The organism is Fundicoccus ignavus (assembly GCF_009659375.1).
GTDB lineage: Bacteria > Bacillota > Bacilli > Lactobacillales > Aerococcaceae > Fundicoccus > Fundicoccus ignavus.
The window spans coordinates 24,329-47,346 of the sequence record NZ_WJQT01000002.1 but is presented as its reverse complement, the minus strand read 5'-3'; the positions used below and the strand labels follow the sequence as shown (position 1 = coordinate 47,346).

21 protein-coding genes are annotated in these 23,018 nt (G+C 34.5%); 3 read left to right on the top strand and 18 right to left on the bottom strand.

The genetic code is table 11. The annotated features are described in order from the left end of the window. Positions 1–17: 17 nt before the first annotated feature. The gene (locus GF867_RS02265) at positions 18–2,258 is read right to left on the bottom strand and encodes an alpha-galactosidase (protein ID WP_153831683.1); all 2,241 of its coding nucleotides are present in this window, start codon (positions 2,256–2,258) and stop codon (positions 18–20) included. A 269-nt stretch (positions 2,259–2,527) separates the two neighbouring features. Here GF867_RS02265 and GF867_RS02260 point away from each other — a divergent pair, with 269 nt between their 5' ends. Continuing rightward, entirely contained in the window at positions 2,528–3,373 is an 846-nt protein-coding gene (locus tag GF867_RS02260) for a mechanosensitive ion channel family protein (protein ID WP_153831502.1), read from the top strand. A gap of 79 nt (positions 3,374–3,452) precedes the next feature. Here the strand turns inward: GF867_RS02260 and cbpB are convergent, their stop codons facing one another. The 4 genes from cbpB to racE are packed head-to-tail and all read right to left on the bottom strand — an operon-like array spanning position 3,453 to position 5,911. Beyond that, the gene (cbpB, locus tag GF867_RS02255; protein ID WP_153831501.1) at positions 3,453–3,953 is read right to left on the bottom strand and encodes a cyclic-di-AMP-binding protein CbpB; all 501 of its coding nucleotides are present in this window, start codon (positions 3,951–3,953) and stop codon (positions 3,453–3,455) included. Between the two features lie 14 nt (positions 3,954–3,967). Then, positions 3,968–4,483: a YfcE family phosphodiesterase gene (locus GF867_RS02250; protein WP_366927726.1), complete on the bottom strand. Its 516-nt coding sequence runs from the start codon at positions 4,481–4,483 to the stop codon at positions 3,968–3,970. After that, positions 4,480–5,082: an XTP/dITP diphosphatase gene (locus GF867_RS02245; protein ID WP_343030466.1), complete on the bottom strand. Its 603-nt coding sequence runs from the start codon at positions 5,080–5,082 to the stop codon at positions 4,480–4,482. The genes GF867_RS02250 and GF867_RS02245 overlap by 4 nt, the downstream gene beginning before the upstream one ends. Then, positions 5,063–5,911: a glutamate racemase gene (gene racE / locus GF867_RS02240; protein ID WP_153831499.1), complete on the bottom strand. Its 849-nt coding sequence runs from the start codon at positions 5,909–5,911 to the stop codon at positions 5,063–5,065. The genes GF867_RS02245 and racE overlap by 20 nt, the downstream gene beginning before the upstream one ends. 215 nt (positions 5,912–6,126) lie before the next feature. Between racE and GF867_RS02235 the strand changes: the two genes are divergently transcribed. Further along, positions 6,127–6,519: a type II toxin-antitoxin system HicB family antitoxin gene (locus tag GF867_RS02235; protein ID WP_153831498.1), complete on the top strand. Its 393-nt coding sequence runs from the start codon at positions 6,127–6,129 to the stop codon at positions 6,517–6,519. 58 nt (positions 6,520–6,577) lie between these two features. Here the strand turns inward: GF867_RS02235 and GF867_RS02230 are convergent, their stop codons facing one another. The 8 genes from GF867_RS02230 to GF867_RS02195 all read right to left on the bottom strand — a co-directional run bounded on the left by GF867_RS02230 (position 6,578) and on the right by GF867_RS02195 (position 15,680). After that, complete coding sequence (locus tag GF867_RS02230) at positions 6,578–7,861, bottom strand: ABC transporter permease (protein ID WP_153831497.1); 1,284 nt, start codon at positions 7,859–7,861, stop codon at positions 6,578–6,580. Then, positions 7,854–8,762 carry an ABC transporter ATP-binding protein gene (locus tag GF867_RS02225; RefSeq protein WP_153831496.1) on the bottom strand — a complete coding sequence of 303 codons (909 nt, stop codon included), beginning with the start codon at positions 8,760–8,762 and terminating at the stop codon, positions 7,854–7,856. The genes GF867_RS02230 and GF867_RS02225 overlap by 8 nt, the downstream gene beginning before the upstream one ends. A gap of 763 nt (positions 8,763–9,525) precedes the next feature. Further along, positions 9,526–10,203, bottom strand: a complete 678-nt coding sequence (locus GF867_RS02220; RefSeq protein ID WP_153831495.1) for a PspA/IM30 family protein — start codon at positions 10,201–10,203, stop codon at positions 9,526–9,528. 24 nt (positions 10,204–10,227) lie between these two features. After that, positions 10,228–11,253, bottom strand: a complete 1,026-nt coding sequence (locus tag GF867_RS02215; RefSeq protein WP_153831494.1) for a TPM domain-containing protein — start codon at positions 11,251–11,253, stop codon at positions 10,228–10,230. A gap of 442 nt (positions 11,254–11,695) precedes the next feature. Further along, positions 11,696–13,357 (bottom strand): hypothetical protein, encoded by a 1,662-nt coding sequence (locus GF867_RS02210; protein ID WP_153831493.1) that lies wholly within the window; start codon positions 13,355–13,357, stop codon positions 11,696–11,698. Between the two features lie 138 nt (positions 13,358–13,495). Then, the gene (locus GF867_RS02205; protein WP_153831492.1) at positions 13,496–14,185 is read right to left on the bottom strand and encodes a hypothetical protein; all 690 of its coding nucleotides are present in this window, start codon (positions 14,183–14,185) and stop codon (positions 13,496–13,498) included. Positions 14,186–14,275: 90 nt separating this feature from the next. Further along, complete coding sequence (locus GF867_RS02200) at positions 14,276–14,821, bottom strand: ECF transporter S component (RefSeq protein ID WP_153831491.1); 546 nt, start codon at positions 14,819–14,821, stop codon at positions 14,276–14,278. A 1-nt stretch (position 14,822) separates the two neighbouring features. Beyond that, complete coding sequence (locus GF867_RS02195; protein ID WP_153831490.1) at positions 14,823–15,680, bottom strand: bifunctional hydroxymethylpyrimidine kinase/phosphomethylpyrimidine kinase; 858 nt, start codon at positions 15,678–15,680, stop codon at positions 14,823–14,825. A 114-nt stretch (positions 15,681–15,794) separates the two neighbouring features. Here GF867_RS02195 and pdxR point away from each other — a divergent pair, with 114 nt between their 5' ends. Further along, positions 15,795–17,207: a MocR-like pyridoxine biosynthesis transcription factor PdxR gene (pdxR, locus tag GF867_RS02190; RefSeq protein ID WP_153831489.1), complete on the top strand. Its 1,413-nt coding sequence runs from the start codon at positions 15,795–15,797 to the stop codon at positions 17,205–17,207. A gap of 826 nt (positions 17,208–18,033) precedes the next feature. Here pdxR and GF867_RS02185 read toward each other — a convergent pair. The 5 genes from GF867_RS02185 to trxA form a co-directional block, all read right to left on the bottom strand. Further along, positions 18,034–19,218 (bottom strand): 3-phosphoglycerate dehydrogenase family protein, encoded by a 1,185-nt coding sequence (locus GF867_RS02185; RefSeq protein WP_153831488.1) that lies wholly within the window; start codon positions 19,216–19,218, stop codon positions 18,034–18,036. Next, positions 19,219–20,310 carry a 3-phosphoserine/phosphohydroxythreonine transaminase gene (serC, locus tag GF867_RS02180; RefSeq protein WP_153831487.1) on the bottom strand — a complete coding sequence of 364 codons (1,092 nt, stop codon included), beginning with the start codon at positions 20,308–20,310 and terminating at the stop codon, positions 19,219–19,221. It abuts the gene before it with no gap. 205 nt (positions 20,311–20,515) lie between these two features. Then, positions 20,516–21,211, bottom strand: coding sequence for an MgtC/SapB family protein (locus GF867_RS02175; RefSeq protein WP_153831486.1), 696 nt, complete (start codon positions 21,209–21,211; stop codon positions 20,516–20,518). 140 nt (positions 21,212–21,351) lie between these two features. Then, positions 21,352–22,461 (bottom strand): alanine dehydrogenase, encoded by a 1,110-nt coding sequence (gene ald, locus GF867_RS02170; RefSeq protein WP_153831485.1) that lies wholly within the window; start codon positions 22,459–22,461, stop codon positions 21,352–21,354. 191 nt (positions 22,462–22,652) lie between these two features. After that, the gene (gene trxA / locus GF867_RS02165) at positions 22,653–22,964 is read right to left on the bottom strand and encodes a thioredoxin (RefSeq protein ID WP_153831484.1); all 312 of its coding nucleotides are present in this window, start codon (positions 22,962–22,964) and stop codon (positions 22,653–22,655) included. Positions 22,965–23,018 lie beyond the last annotated feature (54 nt).

Genomic DNA, 23,018 nt, shown 5'->3' with positions numbered 1-23,018 from the left:
AATTTTTACTCCTTTTCTTAGGCTTTCAAATAAAATACGCGACTATTATACTCGCCTGGTTTTTCTCGTCCCCAATATTCATCTGCACGACCTGTGAAGTTTTCATTTAATAATAGACCAATTTCCATTAGGTCATCACCATATCGAGATGAAAATTCTTTCATGTCACTGTCTAGCTCTTTTATCGAGTATTCTAGATCAGTGTTTAAGCCAGCTAACTTCATTCTGTCATATGCAGGGTTCACACTTGCTTGACTTTGGAAGACACCTACCAATGCTTCTTTCTTATCCTTACTTACAACCATCCAAGCAGTTAAACCAATTTCAAAAGGACTTCTTAAACGATAGAAATCACCTTGATGGATTAATGTTTGGTATAGATTAAATTGTTTGATTTGTTCACGAATCTCATCACGATCATGTTCTGATAATTTTACAATATCTAATTCATAACCAAATGTGCCAAATAATGCAACATCTTTGCGCATTTTTAAGCTAGTAATTCTTCCTACTTGATGATTAGGTATTTCTGAAACGTGGCTTCCCATAGTTGAAATTGGGTAGACCATCGATGCACCGTATTGTATTTTTAACCTTTCGACTGCATCCGTGTCATCACTTATCCAATTTTGATTGGCATAATAAAGCATCGCAGGATCATAACGTCCACCTCCACCAGCACACGTTTCAATGAACACTTCTGGAAACTCTTTGCGAATACGATCTAATAAATCATAAACACCTAAAATATAGCGATGGAATACTTCACCTTGTTGATGACGTTGTAAGAAATTAGAAAACGGTTCAGAAATATAGCGATTCATATCCCATTTAATATAGTCGATATTAGATGTCGATAAAACTTCAGACATTTGCTCAAATATATTATCTACAACGTCTGGATTGCTAAAATCTAATACAAATTGGTTACGACCATGGGAAATATTCTTATCTGGATTACCAATAATCCAATTTGGATGTGCTTTAAATAAAGGTGTATCCACAGATAACATTTCTGGCTCGAACCATAGACCAAAATGAATACCCATTGCTTGAATTTTTTCCGACAAATCGGCAATTCCTTGAGGAATCTTACGCAAGTCGCTTGTCCAATTTCCAAGTGAACCATTGTCAGAATCACGCGAACCAAACCATCCATCATCCAGAACAAATAGATCAAAACCTAAATCTTTCGCTAATTGCGCTTGTTCAAGTATTTTGGCGTCATCAAAATCAAAATAGTTTGCTTCCCAACTGTTAATCAATACAGGGGCTTTCTTAAATGGTGTTTGATTGTGCAATAAGTGCTCACGATAAACATTATGAAACTGTTGGCTCATACCATTTAAACCGTCTTTACTATATGCCATGACAACTTCTGGTGTTTGAAAGCTCGTTCCAGGTTGTAAATCCCAAGCAAAGTGATAAGGATTAATCCCCATTGAAGCACGTGTAACGTTATAAGTATCCACTTCAATTTGACTTAAGAAATTACCACTATAAACTAAACTAAAGCCATACGCTTCCCCTATTTGTTCTGTAGTGTTTGGATCAACTAAAGCAAAAAAAGGATTATGAGCATGACTGCTGGCACCTCTTGTACTTGAAAAATTTTGCACACCTTTTAATAGTGGGCTTCTTTCCATATGTGTTTCTCTAGCCCAAGCACCGTATAAATGAACTACTTCAAAATTAGTATGTGAAAAGTCAATCGATGCGCTTAAAACTCGATTTAACTTATAGGGTTTTGCATCTTTGTTATGAATAACCGAACGGCGGACAATTACATTGTGTGATTTATAAATTGTATAATGTAAGTCAATACTAATTTCTGAATAAATGTCTTTTAAGTGGATAATTAACGTTTCATCTTCCAATACATTAGCTCTAAGCATGGGCTGTTTATCAGATGATAATTTCCCACTGATTAAGGAGTAACCCGTATAAGAAAAGTGTGAAATACGATCTCCATCAGGATACTCAATATCTATTGCAGGGTATCGGAAGTCAGTCGTTCCATAAACTGGGTATTCTTGTTTAATATGTTCCAATGAGGTCGTGTGTGTATCGGCATACAAATTATTAGAGGGTCTCACTTCTCGTTCAATCAAATAATCATAGTTGTCTCTTGGACGAATCGCAGCCCCATAATGTAAATGTTCTAAGATTTTGCTTCCTTTTAAAACATGAAAAATGTAACTAATTTTACCATTCGTTAAATGAAAACTCGGCGTTGAACTTTCGTTTACAAAAATCATTTGTGTCATATATTTTCTCCTTTAATCAATGATTAAACTTATAGATTACTCAACGTCACTTGTGTAATCGTTTTCTATGTTATTCTATATTTCCCATCAATTTTAGTCAACTTGAAAATTAGGGTTTATACAGGTTAAAACTAGACATTTATTCAATTGTCCTATACTAATGCATAGTTTGTAAGCCATTTCGCCACTATTAATAACTTGAAAATCCGATTGATTTTCCTATAAAATGAAAGTTGTAAAAAATAATAGGAGGTTTTAATTTGAACAACTGGATTAATCAAATTCTACGACAAGAATGGGACACAATTGCGATTGATACCTTGTCTTTCATCCTTACATTCGCAATGATTACTGCGATATTCATATTAGCTAAAAAAGCAATTGGAATCATATTCAAAAATCGCTATAATTCTCGTATTAGCCTTATAAACAAGAAAACATCCCCACAAAGAATTGAGACCATCAATAATTTAATGCATAATGCCGCAACTTATGCACTCTATTTCATTTATGCCTATGCGCTGTTGAAGTTACTGGGCTTTCCAGTCGAAACTTTAATTGCAAGTGCTGGTATAGTTGGTGTAGCTTTTGGTTTAGGGGCACAAAATTTTGTCAAAGATTTATTGAATGGTATATTCATAATCACTGAGAATCAATTTGAAACTGGTGATGTAGTCACAATTCCTCAAGAAGGCATTACTGGAACGGTTTTAAGTACTGGTGTAAGAACAACAACTGTAAAAGCTGCAAATGGTGACATTTACTATATACCCAATAGTTATATTACGATAGTAAACAATCAAAGTCGCCAAGCCATGAGAGTTTTAATTGATTTACCTTTAGATGATGATATGGATCTTAATTTATTTAAAGAGGTTATCGGTAAAATTACAAGAGAGATTAAGGGTGAATTTGCAGAATACTTAACTCAAGAACCTTCGATTACCGGAATGATTCGAGGAGAATACCAAACTTTTATGTATCGAATTACTTTCTATGTCAAAAATGGAGAGCAGTATCGCTTAAATAGTGTGTTCTATGAACGATATTTCATAGCTTTGCAGGAACACAATATTCAATTTCCAATTAGTACCTTTACACCTTAGAATCACATAATTTAAACAAAATAAAGCTCCACAGCTGTTAACTAAGTTGTTAACAGGTGCGGAGCTTTTATTCTTTACTTTAAAGACTTAGCGCATGTTGTAATTGTTCAATTTGCTCTATGATAGTCGAATCAGTTGATAGTTTATGAACCAAATGATTAAGACGTTTTAAAATTTCTCGACGTGTTATTAACCCCAAAAATTCGTTATTTTGACATGGATCAATCACACAAATAAAGTTATGATTAATTAAATCTCTTAAAATTAATTCAAACGGTGTATCCAATGGTAACATTTTGACATCTGTGCGCATCACATCTGAAATTTTCAACGTATCAAGTCGCTCGATATCGATTGAATCAATTGTTACAGCAGCATTAAAAATTAGCGGCATGCTAATGAGACCGACAAGCTGAGACTTAGGTGATAATACCGGAATCATTGAATATTTCACTTGTGAAAGTACCAATAAACCATGACTCAACGTATGAGTTGAAATGACACTCGCTACATCGTCAGCTGGAATCATCAGACTGCTAACATCAGAACAGATAAAACTTTCAATAGTTGGATGTATCATCTTTAATCTTCTTTCTAGCGGTTAAACGATTGGCTTAATCGCGGTATTTTATTTAATAAATCATCATAAAAATCAACTAAAATTGCATCCGATTCAAGTGTAATAATCGCAAAAGTTTTCTCTTCTATTGGTCCTCTTGAATGATTCAAACTTCCTGGATTTAACAACAATACATTATTTTTGTATTCTGCATACAAACGATGTGTATGACCATGAAATGCAAATTGAGCTCCCATTTCTTGTGCTAAATCTAAGACTTGTGTATTTGAATGATTGACGCCATGACGATGACCGTGCAGAACTAGAACTTTACCAGCTGGTGTTTCTAAAGTTTGGATTTTACGATATTGTGGATCATAATCCATATTACCTGAAACAACACTATCTACATCTTCCCAAATCGGATCATCTGACGGAAATTCAGAATCTCCACAATGAAAAATAAAGTCAACTTGTTCTTTTAATATATTAATAATTTCTTGAACTTTTTGCCATCTACCATGGTTATCGCTCATAACTAAAAACTTCACTTAGTCTTCAACTCCTCTAACCATGCTGGTAATGCTTCTAATAATTGTTTAGTTGCGTTAGCACGATGACTAATTTGATTTTTTCTTTCTAATGGAATTTCAGCAAATGTGCTACCTTCAGCTTCAACATAAAATAAAGGGTCATATCCAAACCCTTCAACTCCACGAAGTTCTGGTAAAATTTCACCGAATGCGCGCCCCTCTACAACTAAGCTGTCCATTTTAGGATGAGCAACCACAATACATGAGACAAAATACGCTGAGCGATCAGTTGCCTCCACTTCTTTTAAGCGCGCAAGTAATTTTAAATTATTTCGATTGTCATCTTTAGGTTCGCCTGAATAACGTGCACTATACACGCCAGGCTCTCCATTTAATGCATTAACAACTAAACCAGAATCATCTGATAAAGTTATGCAATTTAACGTTTCAGCGATTTGTTCTGCTTTTAAACGAGCATTTTCTTCGAAGGTAACACCTGTCTCTTCAACTTCTGATAATTCTGGAAAATCTAATAAAGATTGAACTTCAATCTTCAGTGGTGCAAACATTGCTTTAAATTCATTAATTTTACCTTTGTTATGGCTGGCTATAATCACTTTCAACTACAATCTCTCCTTTAATAAACGCTTGTTTAACATTAGGTTTTGCTTGTTCTAACCATTGACTCGCAATTTTAGAGAATTGTTCGGTATTCCCCGTAGTATAATATTCCTGAGTCGCAGGTTCATTGATCGCATCATCTGCTGAGCGACTTAAATTAAAATAATCCAGTAATGTACTGACCTCATTGATTGTTTCTTTACCAGAATCAATTAAATGTACCTTGTCTCCAATAGTTGACTGAATCGTCTCACTTAACAATGGGTAATGAGTACATCCTAGTACTAGGGTATCAATGTCCGTTTGCTCAAAAGCTTTTAGTCTTTTTTCAACGATTGTTTGAATATCAGAATCATTAAACATCGTACTTTCAGCTATTTCAACAAATTCTGGACAAGCTACACTTGTAACTGACAAGTGTTCTACTTTCTCCTTTAATACTAGTTCATATAATTCACTATTAATTGTTCCTTGTGTTCCAATTATACCTATACGATTATTAACAGTATGTTTAATGGCAGCACGGCTTCCCGGATGAATAACACCGACTACAGGAATAGCTAAAGTCGCTCGAATATCATCTAAGGCAGCTGCAGTACCCGTATTACAAGCAATCACTAACATTTTAATACCTTTTTCTCTGAGAAAATTAGTTAATTGCCAGATATATTTTTTTACTTCTTCTAAAGGTCTAGGTCCATATGGACATCTCGCATTATCGCCTAAATAAATAATCGATTCATTAGGTAATTGACGTAAACTTTGTTTAACCACAGTTAAACCGCCTACACCCGAATCGATGAATCCTATTGGTAAATTTTTCATAAAAAACCTCACTTATTAATACAATAATTCTACCATATTATAGCCCCTAATAGGAGCTATCCTTCTAATTTTACCGAATTCTAACCTAAAATAGAATCATTATCACATTATTTTTTTATAAGAATTTGATAAGTCGGACTATTAAGCTGATTATAAGTTTGGTAGAATTAAGGAAAGTTAGACATTAGTTGTTAAATAAAGTGAGGTGTTCAGATTTGTCACAAAAAGAAGTGTTTTACCCTGCCATATTTTTTCAAGATAAAGAAGGAGCTTACACTGTACAATTTCTAGATGTTCCGGGTGCCGTAACATTTGGAGAGAATTTATCCGAGGCCTTTAAGTATGCTCAACAATTATTAGGCGAAGCATTATATGATCAAGCAAATTTACCTGAAGCTACTTTAGATTTTACCCACATAGATTTAAAATCAAGTGATAAAATTGTACTGATTAATATTGATTTAAATGACTTCAGAGCGAAAAAAAGTCATAAAAAAGTTAAAAAGAATACGTTAATCCCTGAGTATTTAGCTGTCTTAGCTGAACAGAAAAAAATAAATTTTTCTGCTACTTTAACGGAAGCCTTAGAAGAAAAACTCTTTATGTAAAAAAAAAATCCAATTCAATTAATTTGAATTGGATCTTTATTTTTATGAACTTTAACTTCTAGGATGCTTCTCGCTCTGATTTCCAAAGCGCAAAAGAACGTTTAAAAGTATTGATTAAACCTTTATCACTATAAACCAAGACATTGCTCTTGTAGAATATAATAGACACCCATAAGCAGATAACCATAAATATGATTGAAACAATGAAGGATATAACAATCTCCGTATTACCTACTGTTTCAGCAGCAATTCTAAAAGGCATAACAAAAGGCGTAAATAACGGTATCTGTGAACCAATTCGTACCACTGGATTATTTGTTGAAACATTCGCATACAAACCAATATAAAATCCAGCTAAAGCCGTAAAAACTATTGGTGTAATCATTTTATTGACATCTTCTGTTGTTGAGACTAAAGATCCTAGGAAGCCTGCTATACTTGTGTAAATAAGTATACCAATAATTGCATAGAAAGCTCCTAATAGTAGTACATTCCCACTTTGATTAAGGTAATATCCAACATTAAATTGTTCAAGAAAATTAAAGAAATCTAGTTGTTGAATAAAAAGTCTAGCCAAGAAAAACAGAATGACATAAGCCAGCAATTGCGTTAAAATTACCAAACCTATTCCAACCATTTTCCCGATAAAATGTGTACTGGCTGAAATACTTGATAAAATAATTTCCATTATTCTAGACCCTTTTTCAGCTGCGATTTCTTGAGAGATTATGCTCACATACGTCATAATGAACATAAACACAATAAAACTTACACCATATGCAACGCCTTGTCGAACTATGACTGTTGGATCTTGTGATGAAATTTCTGTGGTTAATCCAGCATCGCTAGTTTGTAATATTATTGTGTCGATTTCAACAGTACTGGATTGAATTTGTAGTAATTGCGCTTGATTCAAGCCCATTAGTTCTGCTGTATTATTTAGATGAAATGTCGCTAATGCTTGTTGAATTGATCCAACATTAATATCTTTACTCGTTGGTTTACGATAGAAATTTCCCGATAAACTTTCTTCAGTCCTTTCAATCACTAAATAACCATCTATATGTTCTTCATTCAACTCGCTTTTAGCTTCTTCTTCAGTTAAATCAAGAACAAATGCATTATTCACGTCGCCAGCCAGAATAACCTCTCTTACTTCGTCATCAGCATTGACTAACGCAACCGTTCCCGCAGTTGAAGACATTTGGTCTTGAGCGATTAAAAATCCAATCCCTGTAATAACAAGTAACATTATAATCGGGCCAAGAACCATGAAGAAGAATGACCAAGATAAAACGTTTTTACGGTAAACTTCTTTTATGACAATCCATGCTTTACTCATCTTTTGCTTCCCCCGCTTTCATCTTAAATATTTCTTCTAAAGTTGGTGGTTGCTGACTGAATGTTGAAATATATCTACCTTTAGTAATATGATTAAATATTGCTTCTCCATAATTAGCATTAAGCAGTTCCAGTACAAAACGTTGCTCTCCTCTTTTTGTAACTTTAGATACACCATCTAAAGCATTTAAATCTGATTCAGTCCAATTATCGGTATCCACAAAAATTTTGGTGCGTCCAAAACTTTCCCTAACTTCTTCTACGCCACCATATAAAACCTGTTTTCCATTATGAATCATCACTAACTTATCACATATTTCTTCCACATTGTTCATATTGTGACTCGAAAAAATAATACTACTACCTTTAGATTTCAAATCCAAAATTCCCTGCATTAGTAAATCTGAATTCACTGGATCCAAACCGCTAAATGGTTCATCCAAAATAACTAGCTGAGGTTCATGAATTAAAGTAGCTATAAGCTGAACTTTTTGCTGATTGCCTTTAGATAATGTTTTCACTTTATCAGACCTTTTGCCTTTTACTGCAAAGCGCTCCATCCAATAATCAATTTTTTTCAAAGTTTCATTACGATTCATTCCTCTTAATCGAGCAAAATACAAAATTTGTTGTTCAATTGTCAATTTTTCGTAAAGTCCTCTTTCTTCCGGTAGATATCCTACGATATCATATAACCGCTTTCCTAATTCTTGCTCTTCCCATAAAACTTTGCCACCTTCTTCAGGCGTTAAAAAATCAAGAATCATTCTAAAAACAGTTGTTTTACCGGAACCATTTTGCCCAATCATTCCCATAATTTGCCCGGGTTCAATTTTAAACGATACGCCATCGACTGCTCTTAATTCACCAAATGTCTTGACTAAATTATTAACTTCTAACAAAATCAACCACCTCATTTTTAATATTCTTCTAATTACAGTTTGCAATATATGTTTCTCTTATGTCAAACAATACTATTGACTGCTTACAGTATATCACGTAAACTAAGCTCATTTCTAATAATTATGAGGAAAAGTTTAGATTAAAAAATTCAAATTTGCTAGTCTCGTTGTTGTGTAATATAGCTTAAAATTAAGTTAAAAATGCGTAACTCACTATGCTGGTTTGCCAAAGCGACATAAAGGACATTTGAATTGCCACTTACAAATCTACCATGTTCATATTAAAGTTAGCCGATCGAACTTATAAAAAAGGTTTGAAGGAGACCGCTACCGTGGAAAATAATAGACTGAACTAAGAATAAAGCTCGTTAAATCAATATAAAAAATATATAATTTTTTTAATTACTAACAAAAACGAAGCTCAACTACATTAATTATTTGTTGGTATTCTTAACTTAGCTCAATGACTTGTTTCCTAAAGCGGTACAAAGGGCAATCGGCGTAGCATGCTCTGCCTAAGAGCAAAGCGAAGTAGACAGAGCTTAAACGATTGAGCTGGGAAAGCACGAACGTCTGTGAGGTTTTGAAAGCGACCACCGTCTTGGAAAACAAAAACTGAGCGTAGTACAAAGTTTGATAAATCAACATAAAATTTATAATCCCTTTTACTATAAAATAAAATGATCACCATAAATCTGTAAAAACAAATTTGTGGTGATCATTTCCTTATGTTTTATCACATAGTTCATAATTTTTATTCGAATTACAAGCCTAAATCTGATTTCATTCTAGCTAATTCATCTTCCACAGAAGCAGTTGTTTGACTTGCGTATTTCGCTTCTAAATCTTTAGCTTTATCAATAGGCTCACTATTTAATTCCGACATTGCATTGGCTTCGTCCAACATGCGGTTAGCTTTCTCTTCCATTCGTTCAAAACTACTCATTGCGCCTTGAGATTTAGATACAGATTGAGTTGCCTCATTAATTTTACCTTGAGCTTCAGCAACAGAAATTTTCCCTTTAATCATAGCACGGCGATTACGTAATGTTTCAATATCTGATGCTAATTTATCATGCATTTGACGCATCTTAGCAGCATTTTCATGAGCAGAAGCATACGCTGTTGATAAGCCAGCACCTACGTTCTCTAATTCCTGTTTCTTACTCAAGAATACTCTCGCATCATCTTCATTACCAGCTTCCAATGCTTTTTTAGCCAACTGTTGATATTTATTTACCTCGGCTTCATTCTCATCCACTGCACGCTTTGAACGTGTCTCTTCAGCCATTACTCCTGCCGTACTTTCTTTAACTTCAGCTAAATCTTCCATCATGTCACGTAAGTATTGATCAATCATTTTCTCAGGGTCTTCCATCCGATCAATCATTGAATTCACGTTTGCGCTAATAATTTTACTAAATCTTGCTAATACTGACATAATAAATCCTCCTTATAATCAACACTATTCTTCATATTTTTTTGCTAATTCATCAGCTTCTGAATTCTTTCCAAAAGTTTCGATTGGCCTATTAAGTATTTCATCTGTTCTTTTCTGCTCTATGGCTACTTTCTCTTGGCGTTTTTTCCACCAAACAAATAAAATACCCACTAACAATATAATACCACCAATAGTAAATACTGGAATCCATGGTGAAGTAGTAACTGTCATAATACGATCTGCTGCATCTCTAAAGGAATTACTAAAGAATTGTTCATCTGTTAAATTACTGTCGTAATAATTTCGATCTAGGTAATCTAATAAGATATCGGCTGCTTCTGTATCAATCACTTGTTTAGCTGCTGTTCCTGTTATATAGGCCATCATATAATCACTTGGTGAAGGTTCGTAAAATACGAGTAGTAAATGTGCTTCATCTGTAAATAACTCATCATATAAATCATTTGCATATTCTGATAATTCATTAATTGTTTCAATTGACTCGCCAGCGATATAATCTGTTATATAAACATGAGGCTGAACACCTGTTTCTTGATAAAAATGACGTAAACCTTGCGTCATCTGTGTCTGATTGCTAATCCAACCTGCTTGATCTGTAAAATAACTAGTTTCATTTACAGCCCCCTTAGGAAGCGCTTCTCTTTCAATTGTAGAAACTGTAATATTATTCGGATTTCCACTTGAGTTATTATTTGATGAAGTAAATAACGACATAAATAGAATTATACCAATGATAATGATAATTACAGTTATCAAAACACTACAGCCGCAACCACTAGAACCCCTTAGTCCTCTTCCAAAACCAGGCCCACTGCCATAATTTCGATAAGTAGGACCCCCGCTAAAAATTGGCCCTACTCGCGGAGTTCTATTGCCCCAGCTTCCTCCGCTAGATGAGCGACCAGATTTGCTATTCCCGAAGGACCGGCCTCCTCTACTACCGCCGAAACTAGTTCGACCGCCACTGCCTCGACTGCCACCAAATGAACCACCTCCGCCTCGTGAACCTCTACCGCCTCCTCTTGCCATATCATCACCCCACTTCCTGTTCAATACAAATTCAATATATCATACGCTTTCAAAATACGTCAATTTTAAACACTTATACTACACCCTCGAACTGCGGTCGAAATATTTAGGATTTTGTAACATTCTTCTTTTAATTAGAGACCATTACTCAAAGTTGAAAAATCCAGCGTAGTTAATCATGGTGGTTTTCCAAAGCGATACCAAGGGCAATAGGTGTAGATAGCTCTGAGTATAGGCAAAGCGAATTAGCCAAAACCTAGACATTTTAGCTGGATAAGCACGAATGTCATAAAGCCTAGGAAGCGACCACCGCCTTGAAAATCCACCATACCAATGAGAGCCTGTAATAAAGCGCGATAAATCAATTATAAATTTATCATCCCTTATACTAAAAACTCCTTACCTATCAATAATAAAGGTAAAGAGTCTTAAGGATTATACGTTAATCGAATTGAATTTCTCTTACCACACCATCTTCTGTAGTAATGAATTCAGCGTCTTGACCAGCTTCAATAAATGGTAAAGCTTCGTTCAAATTAATATTCGCGCGATAAACATGACCATCTAACATAAAGTAATAAATGGTATTGCCATCCACTACAACCGCTTGAATTTCTTCAATTTGGCCTTGAATTGTTTCAAGTGCCTCTTCAGTTTCAATTTCCTCAATATTAATTGGGTTATCTTCAGCATAACTCAACATTAATCGTTCTACACTTGATTCAATGTATACTTTTTGATAATTTTGAACATCAACTAAAGCATATTCTTTAATTAAACCTGAACTATCCTTCAAACTCAAGATATACATCGGACGACCTTCAATACTTATTAATAATGGAAAAGTTGCGACGTATCCTGTCTCCTGTACACTACCTTCAGCTGATTGCATAGCTGAAAACTCTTCGGCAGCATTTAACGGATAAAATTTAGTATCTTTGGTACGCATATTAACTAATACAAATCCGATGTTCGATTCATCTGACACAACAGAAGTAATCCCAGTATACAAGTATAAATCATCATTGATTGGTAAATAGTTATACCCAGCTGTTGGTTCCGTAACACCAACCTTTGAAAAAATTGAGTTCCAAAAACCACCTTGGAACTTACCATTCATTTCAAGTTGATGCAAAATTAGATCCGCACTATGGACACGGTCAACCCATTCCGGTACTTCATCAAGCGAATATTTGGTTGTTTCTCCTGTCATCGCATTCAATGTAATCAAACCATTTGCTTCGGGTTCTCGTAAGAAGAAATTTCGTGTGTAGGTTGTTGCAATATAATACGGATTCCCCTCATCATCTACTTCAAAATTTGGTGATTCAAATAAAGTAAATGGATTACTAAATCGTAATTTACGCATGACGTCGCGTCCAAATTTATCTGAATAACTATATTTAATTGGTTGTTCAGGCGTTTCGACCGTTACGGTTCCAGTTACATTATCGACTTTAAAATAGTGAGGGATTCCTTCTCTAAAATTATTCAACCATTTAAAGAATCCAGCGTATTCTAATGGCGTAACACGATAAGGATAACTTTCAATGTTAATCTGCGTATAATCGTCTGCAGCTTCGAATTGAGATACTAAATTCGTAAGTGCACCCAGATGACGGTTTCCTAATCGCGTTGCTGTATCACGATCAATTAACGTGATCTGGTTTAAGTCTGTTTCTGGGAATTCTGTTTCAAAATCTGCTTGTTCAATTTGAATCATATTAGCGTAACTTTCAGCGAAGAAAAATGGTGAGAAAATAAGATTTCCTACCATAGCTATTACCCATAAAACTGGTAATGGTAAAATAATTGCTAAATATTTCTTCGGTACTGAACGCCAATTAATGTTCTTTACATCGCCACTTTTTAATTCAGAGATAAAACTAGAGCTATCAGCAAGAACTTCAATAACTAAAACTCCAGCTAAAAAGATTAGAATAAATAACCAAAAATCAATGGCTGCATAATGAAATGCTGGTAAAGTCACATAATAATAAATTACCATGATAATAAACAGCATAATATACAATAGACGCACACGTCCACTAGGTTTTTTAGTCTTTTTATCTTTTGTTTGAGCTGAATTGGTTACATCTTTCATACAAAACCTCCTAATTTAATTCTACACTCTTTAATTGTAAACATATTCATCTTGTTTAGCAATCCGGACTTAAGTCCTATTTTTGAAAAAACATCCAATCAAAAGTCAGCTAGAACTTTCAATCGGATGTTGACCTATTTAATCAAAATCTGTCGGCCAAATATAAGTTGGGCCTCTTAAAGTGTACAAACTAGAAGTAATCGGGTAAGATTCTTCATCAGTAAAAATGAACTCATCCATAATGTGTCCAATATGTGGTGCATAATAAAAACGTTGTGTCGCGCCTTCTGGATGATTCACGGGTTCAATTACTACAACATTATAGTAAGTAATATCTAGCAGTTCGAATGTATCAAGGATATCTACAACTTGATAAGCTTGATTATTTCGATAACCACGATTAAATTTTTGTCCTACTGTGAGCTTAGCTGGTAATACCAACGATTTCAATTCATCGTTGGCATCCGCATGTTGCCGGAGATCCTGCTTATCATATGTTTCTGGGAAATATGCCAATTCATAAATTCCATCCGACGTAATCTGGTATATATACACAATGGTAGTTCCACTGCTACTCACACTAAATTGATAGATACCATTTTCGTCTGGAAAGTACTGTAACGTTGTTTCAAAGCCAGCAAATTCATTTCCTTCACCCTCATATTGGTAGGTTTGATAAAAAACATTAGGCGCATAATCTAAACCATCAACCGATTCTTGAGCGTGAATAAAATGACGGATACTTAATAAGCCGATTATTAACATCATAACTAGAGTAAAGATGCGACGAATTTTGAATACTTGCTTCAAATACTTAATATTTCTCATTGAAAACTCCTCCTTTGCCTCTACACTTACTACCTCTTTAGTCTATTATACGCCAAAAAACAAAAATTCGCAGTTAAGACATCAACAAACTTATTCGCCCACTGGATGAAATCTTTCAACTACCTTCTTCATCGGAAAATACAACAAAGGAACGAGTACTGCTGTCACGACACCAGTCATAAACGATGCTGGCATCTTGCTAAGTGCAATACTTAAAGCTGCAGCCGTTGCATTGCCTAGTAATAATTGGGTTATAGTATGTTTAATAAAAATAGCGACTATTTTTGTAAGTGCTCCAAGTACACCTAAACTAACAATTGATAGGAAATAATCTTCACGGCGATAACCATATTTATATATAATTTCTAAAACCACTAAGACGATAAAATTTTCTAACAAAGTAAAGGGTACGGATGTGATATAACCTGCAGTAGCATCAAAAATAAATAAGCCTAATAAAGCTGCTACTACTCCTCTACGAAACCCCATTAGTAAAACTGCCAATATTACCAAAGCATTCCCTGGATGCACAAACGCTGTAGGCATTGGAATCCTCACAAAGTAGATTGCTACTACAATTAAAGCAGCATACATACTAATTTCAATTAATTGAAAAGTATTAGTTTGTTTTTTCATTTTAATTTAACTCCTTTTCTTTTAAAATCATTGAATATAATTCGCTTAAAATTGGTTCAAACACCAAACCTGCTTCTTTAGGTTGGCCAACTTCTAATGTTACTTTTAGTACTTCTTCAATCAACTTTCCAGTTTTAACCAATGACGCTTCAATATCAAAACCTGCTAAGTAAAAGACTGCCATTAAACTAACAGCTAAGTCTCCCGTACCAAAGAATCGATCTGGAAATCTTTGATGGGATAATAATACAGGCTTTTGTTTCTCTCTTATTAAATAGAATCCTATTTGATCATTACTTGTGTCAACTTCGGAAACGCCAGTGATGGCTACGTTCTTTGCGCCAAGTGCAAGTAATTTATTTCCAATATCGGTCAATTCTTCTAATGTAAAGATTTCTTTATAGGGTGTATTCGTTAAATAACAAGCCTCTGTTATATTGGGCATCACCAAGTCCGCAAATTGAATAAGTCGTGTCATTTTCTCAACTACATGAGCATCAAAACCTTTATACAATTTTCCTAAATCACCCATTGTAGGATCAACCAATAATTTCGGTTGATTGCTTTGCTTCAAATAATAAGAAATAATTTCATCAATTTGATTACTTTCTCCGAAATATCCTGTTAGAATAGCGTCGAATTTTAATCCCAAAAACTCCCAGTGATTCAACATGGCATTAAAATCTTGACCTATTTGATGTTTAACAACCGGTCCAGGACTACCAGCGTAGTTCGATAATATTAAAGTTGGTAATATTGCTACTTCTATTTGACCAGCAGAAAGAACTGGAAAATTAACATTTGCAGCCACCTTCGCTGCACCAGGCATATCATTTACTAATAACAACTTCTTATTCACAATGTTCCTCCTCAATCACTCACTATTAATAGTTTAATTAATTTCTGGATCTATTGAAAGCTCCAGATTAGAACAGTATAATGGTACCAACAAAATGGATGGAGGTCTTTTTATATGTTGTTGAATTTACAAAATCAATCAGAGGTACCCTTATACTTGCAAATTTACAAGCAACTTAAAGATGCAATTCAAAATGGAAAATTAACAACTGGGCAAAAGCTGATGAGCAAAAGACAAATGGCAAAATTAAATGGGGTTAGTCAGAACACTGTCCTCAATGCATATGACCAATTATTAACAGAGGGCTATATTCTAGCGATTGAGAGAAGTGGATATTTTGTCGCTGATGTAAAGTATCTCTTTCAAAGTGAACCAACTGAAGATTCCCTTAACATTACAAAAGATTGTTCGTTACCTATTATTCAAACTTCTTATCGGTATAATTTTACTGAATCTATACCTGATCAAAGCCTATATCCATTCAAAAGTTTTAAGAAAATATATCAAGATTTGTTAAACACACATACAGAAGATTTGTTATTTCAAACTCATCCTCAAGGTCTTTTCGAATTGCGCTATACTTTACAAAAATACTTAAATAATTCTCGAGGCATTCCTTGTCAGGCCAATCAAATCATTCTTGGACCTAGTAGCCAGTATCTAATTCAATTAGTAACCCAGTTATTACCAGCAATTAAACATATTGGTACTGAATCTCCCGGATACTTAGGTGCTAGTCAATTATTAAAGGGACTCGGCTATACAATCCATCCAATTCCATTAGATGAATTGGGGCTGAAACCAGAAGCTTTATTGACTTCACCAGCTCAGTTATTGTATTTAACCCCTAATCATCAATTCCCTACCGGAAATATAATGCCACTAGAAAGAAGACGTGCCATCCTAGAGTGGGCGTTTCAAAGTGAAAATCATTATATTATAGAGGATGATTATGATAGTGAATTTAAATATTCTGGGATACCTATCCCTCCTTTAAAGCAATTAGACAAACAAAATAAAGTGATTTATATGGGAAGTTTTTCTAGAATTATTTCACCTGGAACTCGTATTAGCTATATGGTTTTACCTCCAAATTTACTAACGTTATACCGTAGTATCTTAAGCAACCTAACTAGTAGTCTGAACACACTTAATCAATGGGCAATTTATAAATTTATGGCTTCTGGTCAGTTTGATAGTCATCTTAATCGTTCAAGAAGCTTCTATAAAAGAAAGCGTGAAAAATTAATCAAAAGTATTCTTGTTAATGATTCTAATGCAGATATATTGGGTGAGGAAGCTGGTTTATATATATTGCTTATCCCTTCTAAACCTTATCATGAGAAACAATTCAAACAGCTCTGTCAACTCGAAGGGATTAAAATTACGATGCTATCAGATTACATGTTGGACCAACAGTATCCTCAAGGAAAAGCGCTATTTCTTAGTTTTTCTTCAATTCCAGAAACAGAGATTGATAAAGCAATCCGATTACTTTATCAATTGATGCAACAAAGTTTTCAGTAAATATACTTTTCAAATTGAAAATCTCGAGCTACACTCTGAGCATTTATGGCTTGCCTAGCTTCATTATCCTTAATATATTTCGATCTTTTTCGCTGAACTACCACGAGTTTCAGTTTGGAAAAGTGGTACAAATATTTATCCTTAAAGAAAGCACAAGACCTCTTAAATCAGCGCTAAACGTATATCCCCTTAAACTAGAATATAAAAAATGAATTGGACATCATTTTACAAATGATGTTTCTTTTTCAATGTGTTAACTCGGCGTCTGAGTTTGATGATTGAAGCCCTCAATGTTCAAACTCAAACAGCAAGTTTGAACATTGAATTGGATTTTAACTGATTTAGCCATGAAAACTGATGAAATATTACACTTCAAGGGTAAAAATATGTGCTAGGTACCACCCTACATGTGATGTTTATCTTTCAATGGGTTAACTCGGCGTCTGAGTTTGATGATTGAAGCCCTCAATGTTCAAACTCAAACAGCAAGTTTGAACATTGAATTGGATTTTCTGAACTACAGAATAAAATCTCGACCATGCTCCTCAATAATTCTATTTAGTCCATTAAGAGTAGCTCAGCAACTTGTTTTCCAAATCGGAAAAAATTGCAATCCATCGCTACTAATAGAATCACTTGCTTTGCCTAAGAGCAAAGTGAAATAGACAGAGCCTAACCGATTGAGCTGGAAAAGTCCTCACAACCGTAAGTCTTTGAAAGCGACCAACGCCTTTGAAAACAATAAGCTTTGTAAATCAACATAAAACTTAAAATACCTTACAATACGAAAAAACAGTAGCACAAATAAAGGCTACTGTTTTTTTTATTAATATTGACTTGTAGGTTGTGGGATAACTCTTACGCGCACTACTTCATCAATATCGTGTAATGTTTGAGCTACAGTTGTTATTTTATCAACATCTGTCTCATTGATATCGAATAGTGTATACGCATAGTCACCTCTACCTCGATTAATCATATTGTCGATGTTTATGCCACCATTTGCGATTTTAGTTGATAATTGTCCCAATACATTCGGAACATTTTTATTCACCACGGTAATTCGATAAGGTGAATTAAATACCATATCAACCATAGGAAAATTGACAGAGTTCTTAATATTACCCGTTTCTAAATATCGTTTTAAATTTCTGGCTGCCATTTTCGCACAGTTAATCTCTGCTTCTTCAGTAGAAGCACCTAAGTGAGGAAACATTGTAACATTTGGACAATCTAACAATTTTTCTTCTGGAAAATCAGTAGTATAGCCTCCAATACGTCCCTCTTTTAAAGCAGCAATGACTGCCTCAGTATCGACGATTTCCCCTCTAGCAAAATTGAATAGTTTGGCTGTAGATTTCATCATTGAAATTTCATTTGCGCCAATTAAATTGCGGGTTTCATCTGTTAGTGGCACATGAACTGTGATAAAGTCACAGTTTTTGAATACTTCATCACGATCAGTTGCACGTTGCACCCGACGTGAAATACTCCAAGCAGTATCTACTGATACATACGGATCATAGCCCATTACTTCCATGCCTAAACGGTAAGCATCATTGGCAACCATCGCTCCAATTGAACCTAAACCAATAACGCCCAGTTTCTTACCCACGAGTTCATTACCAGCAAATTGTTTCTTATTTGCTTCTACTTGCGTATCAATATCAGAACCTTCAAGAGTTTTCACCCAATTTACACCTGCTAATACAGGTCTCACACTCGTTAATAAACTTGTTAAAACAAGTTCCTTAACTGCGTTTGCATTCGCACCAGGAGTATTGAACACAACAATACCCTTTTCTGTACATAACGGTACTGGGATATTATTGGTTCCTGCACCCGCACGTGCGATTGCTAGAAGTGATTCTGGTAAAGTAAAATCATGTAAATTCTGACTTCTTAGAATAATACCATCTGGTTGATCTGATTCATTAATTGCATATTTATCTTTCCCAAAGCGATTCATACCTTCTGATGCAATTGCATTAAACGTTTTAATTTGAAACATTTACTTCGCTCCATTTCCATTTTCAAGTTCAAACTGTGTCATAAATTCAACCAAAGCCTCTACTCCTTCAATCGGAAAGGCATTATAAATGCTCGCTCGCATACCCCCAACAGAGCGATGGCCCTTAATATTCTTAAAACCTGCCGCTTCAGCTTGAGTACAAAAGAGTTTATCAAGTTCACTATCGCCAGTAATAAAAGGAATATTCGTAATTGAACGATTTTCTTTTGAAACAGGACTCTTAAACAATGGAGATGCTTCAATTTTATCATAGAGAATTTTTGCTTTTAATTGATTCAAGCGGTACATTTCAGCTTGTCCACCTAAATTTTTTAACCATTCAAACACTAATTTAGCAATGTAAATGCTATATGTTGCGGGTGTGTTATACATTGATTCATTTTCTACTTGTACACGATAATCTAACATGGGTGCGAAAACAGGTTCAGCATTTAATAAATCATCACGAATAATGACGATTGTTAAGCCGGCCGGCCCTATATTCTTTTGAGCTCCAGCGTATATCACACCGAAATCTTCAACTTTATAATCATTCGACAAAATATTTGAAGACATATCAGCTACAATTGGAACTTTTCCAGTAGTAGGTAATTCCTTAAATGCAATACCGCCAATTGTTTCATTTGTTGTAATATGTAAATAAGCCGCATCTTGATCAATCATTTCTGGATTAATTTCAGGTATGTATGAGAAGTTTTTGTCTTCGCTTGAAGCAATGACTTCTACTTCAACTCCAGCTACATTCTTTGCTGCCGCAATGGCTTTTTTTGCCCATGCACCGGTATTGACGAACAAAACTTTTTTCCCTACAGCTAAATTTAAAGGAACCATGCTAAATTGCAAACTAGCTCCACCTTGAAGAAATAGCACATGATAATTATCCGGAATCTCCATTACCTCTCTTAATAGAGCCTCTGCTTCTTTAATGATATTATCATATAGGGAGGAACGATGACTCAACTCCATTACGGACATTTCGCTACCTCTGTAATTTAATAATTCATTTTTCGCTTGTTCTAGCACAGGTTTTGGTAGTATTGCCGGTCCTGCAGAAAAGTTATAGACTGTCATTCGATATCGCTCCTTAAAATATTTTTGTTAAAATCAACTAATAAAATTAGAATTAGATTAACAAAACCTATTATACATTAGATTTGGCAAATTGAAAGTATAAGTTCGTATTTATTATTTTACAAAATACTATCATTCGTAAAAACAATACAATCAATATTATTCACCATCTAAAGTTCTTGTTAATCTGATTATTTCAATATTTTCAGACTTCTTTAATAAACAATATTCCTGTTTGATGGTTTAATTCTTCTATAAAACCATCTACTGATTTTTTTGATGCTAACTGAAATGTAATTTCATATGTATAATGTGGCGCATCAATAACCGAATGATTCGTTTCAATTTCTATAATTGACCAAGAATCATTTTTAGCTTTCTTCAATAAAGTATAAAAATCATTCGTCGTTTCAAATATAATATAGCAATCAATTGTATAGGGTCGATTTATGAAATATTCATTTATGCTATCAAATAAGGTTAAAGTTAACAAGACTGAAATGCCTCCAATAATCGCTCCCGAATAAAAACCAATTCCTATTGCTAAACCTAGACAAGCTGCTACCCATAGACCTGCTGCTGTCGTTAAGCCCCTTATTTGCTTGCCTCTCGTTACTAATATCGTCCCAGCGCCTAAAAAACCAATACCACTCACTACTTGAGCTCCCATTCGAGTTGGATCAACACTACCGAACGTCTCGTAAATATACTGGTTCGTCATCATCACCATTGTAGAGCCTAAACAAACTAATATATTAGTACGCAGACCTGCAGATTTGCTTTTAATTCCTCTTTCTAAACCAATAATTCCACCGATTATCACTGCCAAAATAACACGCGTTAATATGGTGAGTAGACTCAATGTATTCAAATTGTCTATCAATGATTTTATTAATTCCATCGCTATCACTCCCAAATACTAATAATATATTATTAATTGTACCGTTTTATCTCTAAATCAGCTAACGATAGCTAAATAAAGACCCGGCTAATAAATAGACGGGTCTTGTCATTTAACATAAAATTGTGCTACTTCAAGAGTTAGATTAAATCAGATATTTCTGTGTAGTCTCGGTCTTGAGAACTAGCAACACCTTTATTAGTTAATTTACCTTTATATGTATTAATTCCTGTTAGTACAGTACTATTATTCAAAGCTGCAGAACGTACTCCTTTAGAAGCAATCAATTGTGCATATCTTAACGTAACATTGGTTAAACCAAAAGTAGCAGTTCTTGGAACTGCCCCTGGTACGTTAGCGACTGCATAATGAACTACCCCGTGTTTAACATAGGTTGGGTCTGAATGAGTAGTTGCATGCGTGGTTGTCTCAAAGTTTCCACCTTGGTCTACCGCAATATCAATCACAACAGATCCCTCAGACATTTGTTTAATCATTTCTTCAGTAACTAAAACGGGGGCTTTGGCACCTGGTATTAGAACAGATCCAATAACAAGATCTGCTTCAGCCACTGAACGTTCAATATTTTCAGTATTAGACATCAATGTTTCGATTTGGTCACCTAATAAATTTTCTAATTCAGCTAAGCGAATTGGATTTAAATCAAGTATTGAAACTTGAGCTCCCATACCTAACGCCATTTTCGCAGCATTATATCCTACTGTACCACCACCAATAATAACAACTTTACCGCTTGATACTCCTGGAATTCCACCTAATAAAATCCCTTTTCCACCATTGGGCTGTTCTAATAAATTAGCTCCAATTTGAATAGCCATTCTTCCAGCTACTTCACTCATTGGTGTTAACAATGGTAATGTTCCTTGGTATTCCATCGTTTCATAGGCAATAGCAATGACACCACTATTTAATAACTCTTGTGTTAATTCATATTCTGGAGCTAAGTGTAAATATGCGAATAATATTAGTCCTTCACGGAAATATTGAAACTCTTCTTTTAAAGGTTCTTTAACTTTAATGATCATTTCAGCAGACCAAACATCTGCAATATTATTTTTAATTTCAGCACCAGCTTTTGAATACTCATCATTTGTGAAATTTGAACCTAAACCGGCGTCTTCTTCAACAAAAACTGTATGCCCTTCAGCTACTAAGGTAGCGACATTACCTGGTGTTAAGCCCACTCTATTCTCACTTGTTTTAATCTCTCTAGGTACTCCGATTATCAAAATATAATCCTCCTTGATATTTGTGACTTTGTGGCTACCGACTATTATACCATGCATTTCTCATTTTTTTAGCATAAATCACTCATTTTTCAAATAATGCATACAAAAAAGCCTCATAATAATACACCAAAGACTATGCTATAGGCGATTATATGAGGCATAAGAATTCTTAAAATTTTATGAATTGATGATTATATGTGACGATTTAATACTTCTTGTAGACGAGCTTTGTCGTGGAAACCAACTAATTTTTCAACAACTTCGCCATCTTTTTTAACTAATAATGTTGGGATTGACATGATCCCAAATCCTTGAGCTGTTTGAGGTTCTTCGTCAACGTTCATTTTATATACCGCAACTTGACCTTCCATTTCTTCTGCTAACTCATCAACGATTGGAGATTGCATACGACAAGGACCACACCATGGTGCCCAAAAGTCTACTAAAGTTACTCCTTCTGATGTTTTTGTTGCGAAATCTTTATCTGTAATAATATTTGCCATTATAAAAAACCCTCTCTTTTATTAATATTGATATCATACCATGCTTAAGAACAT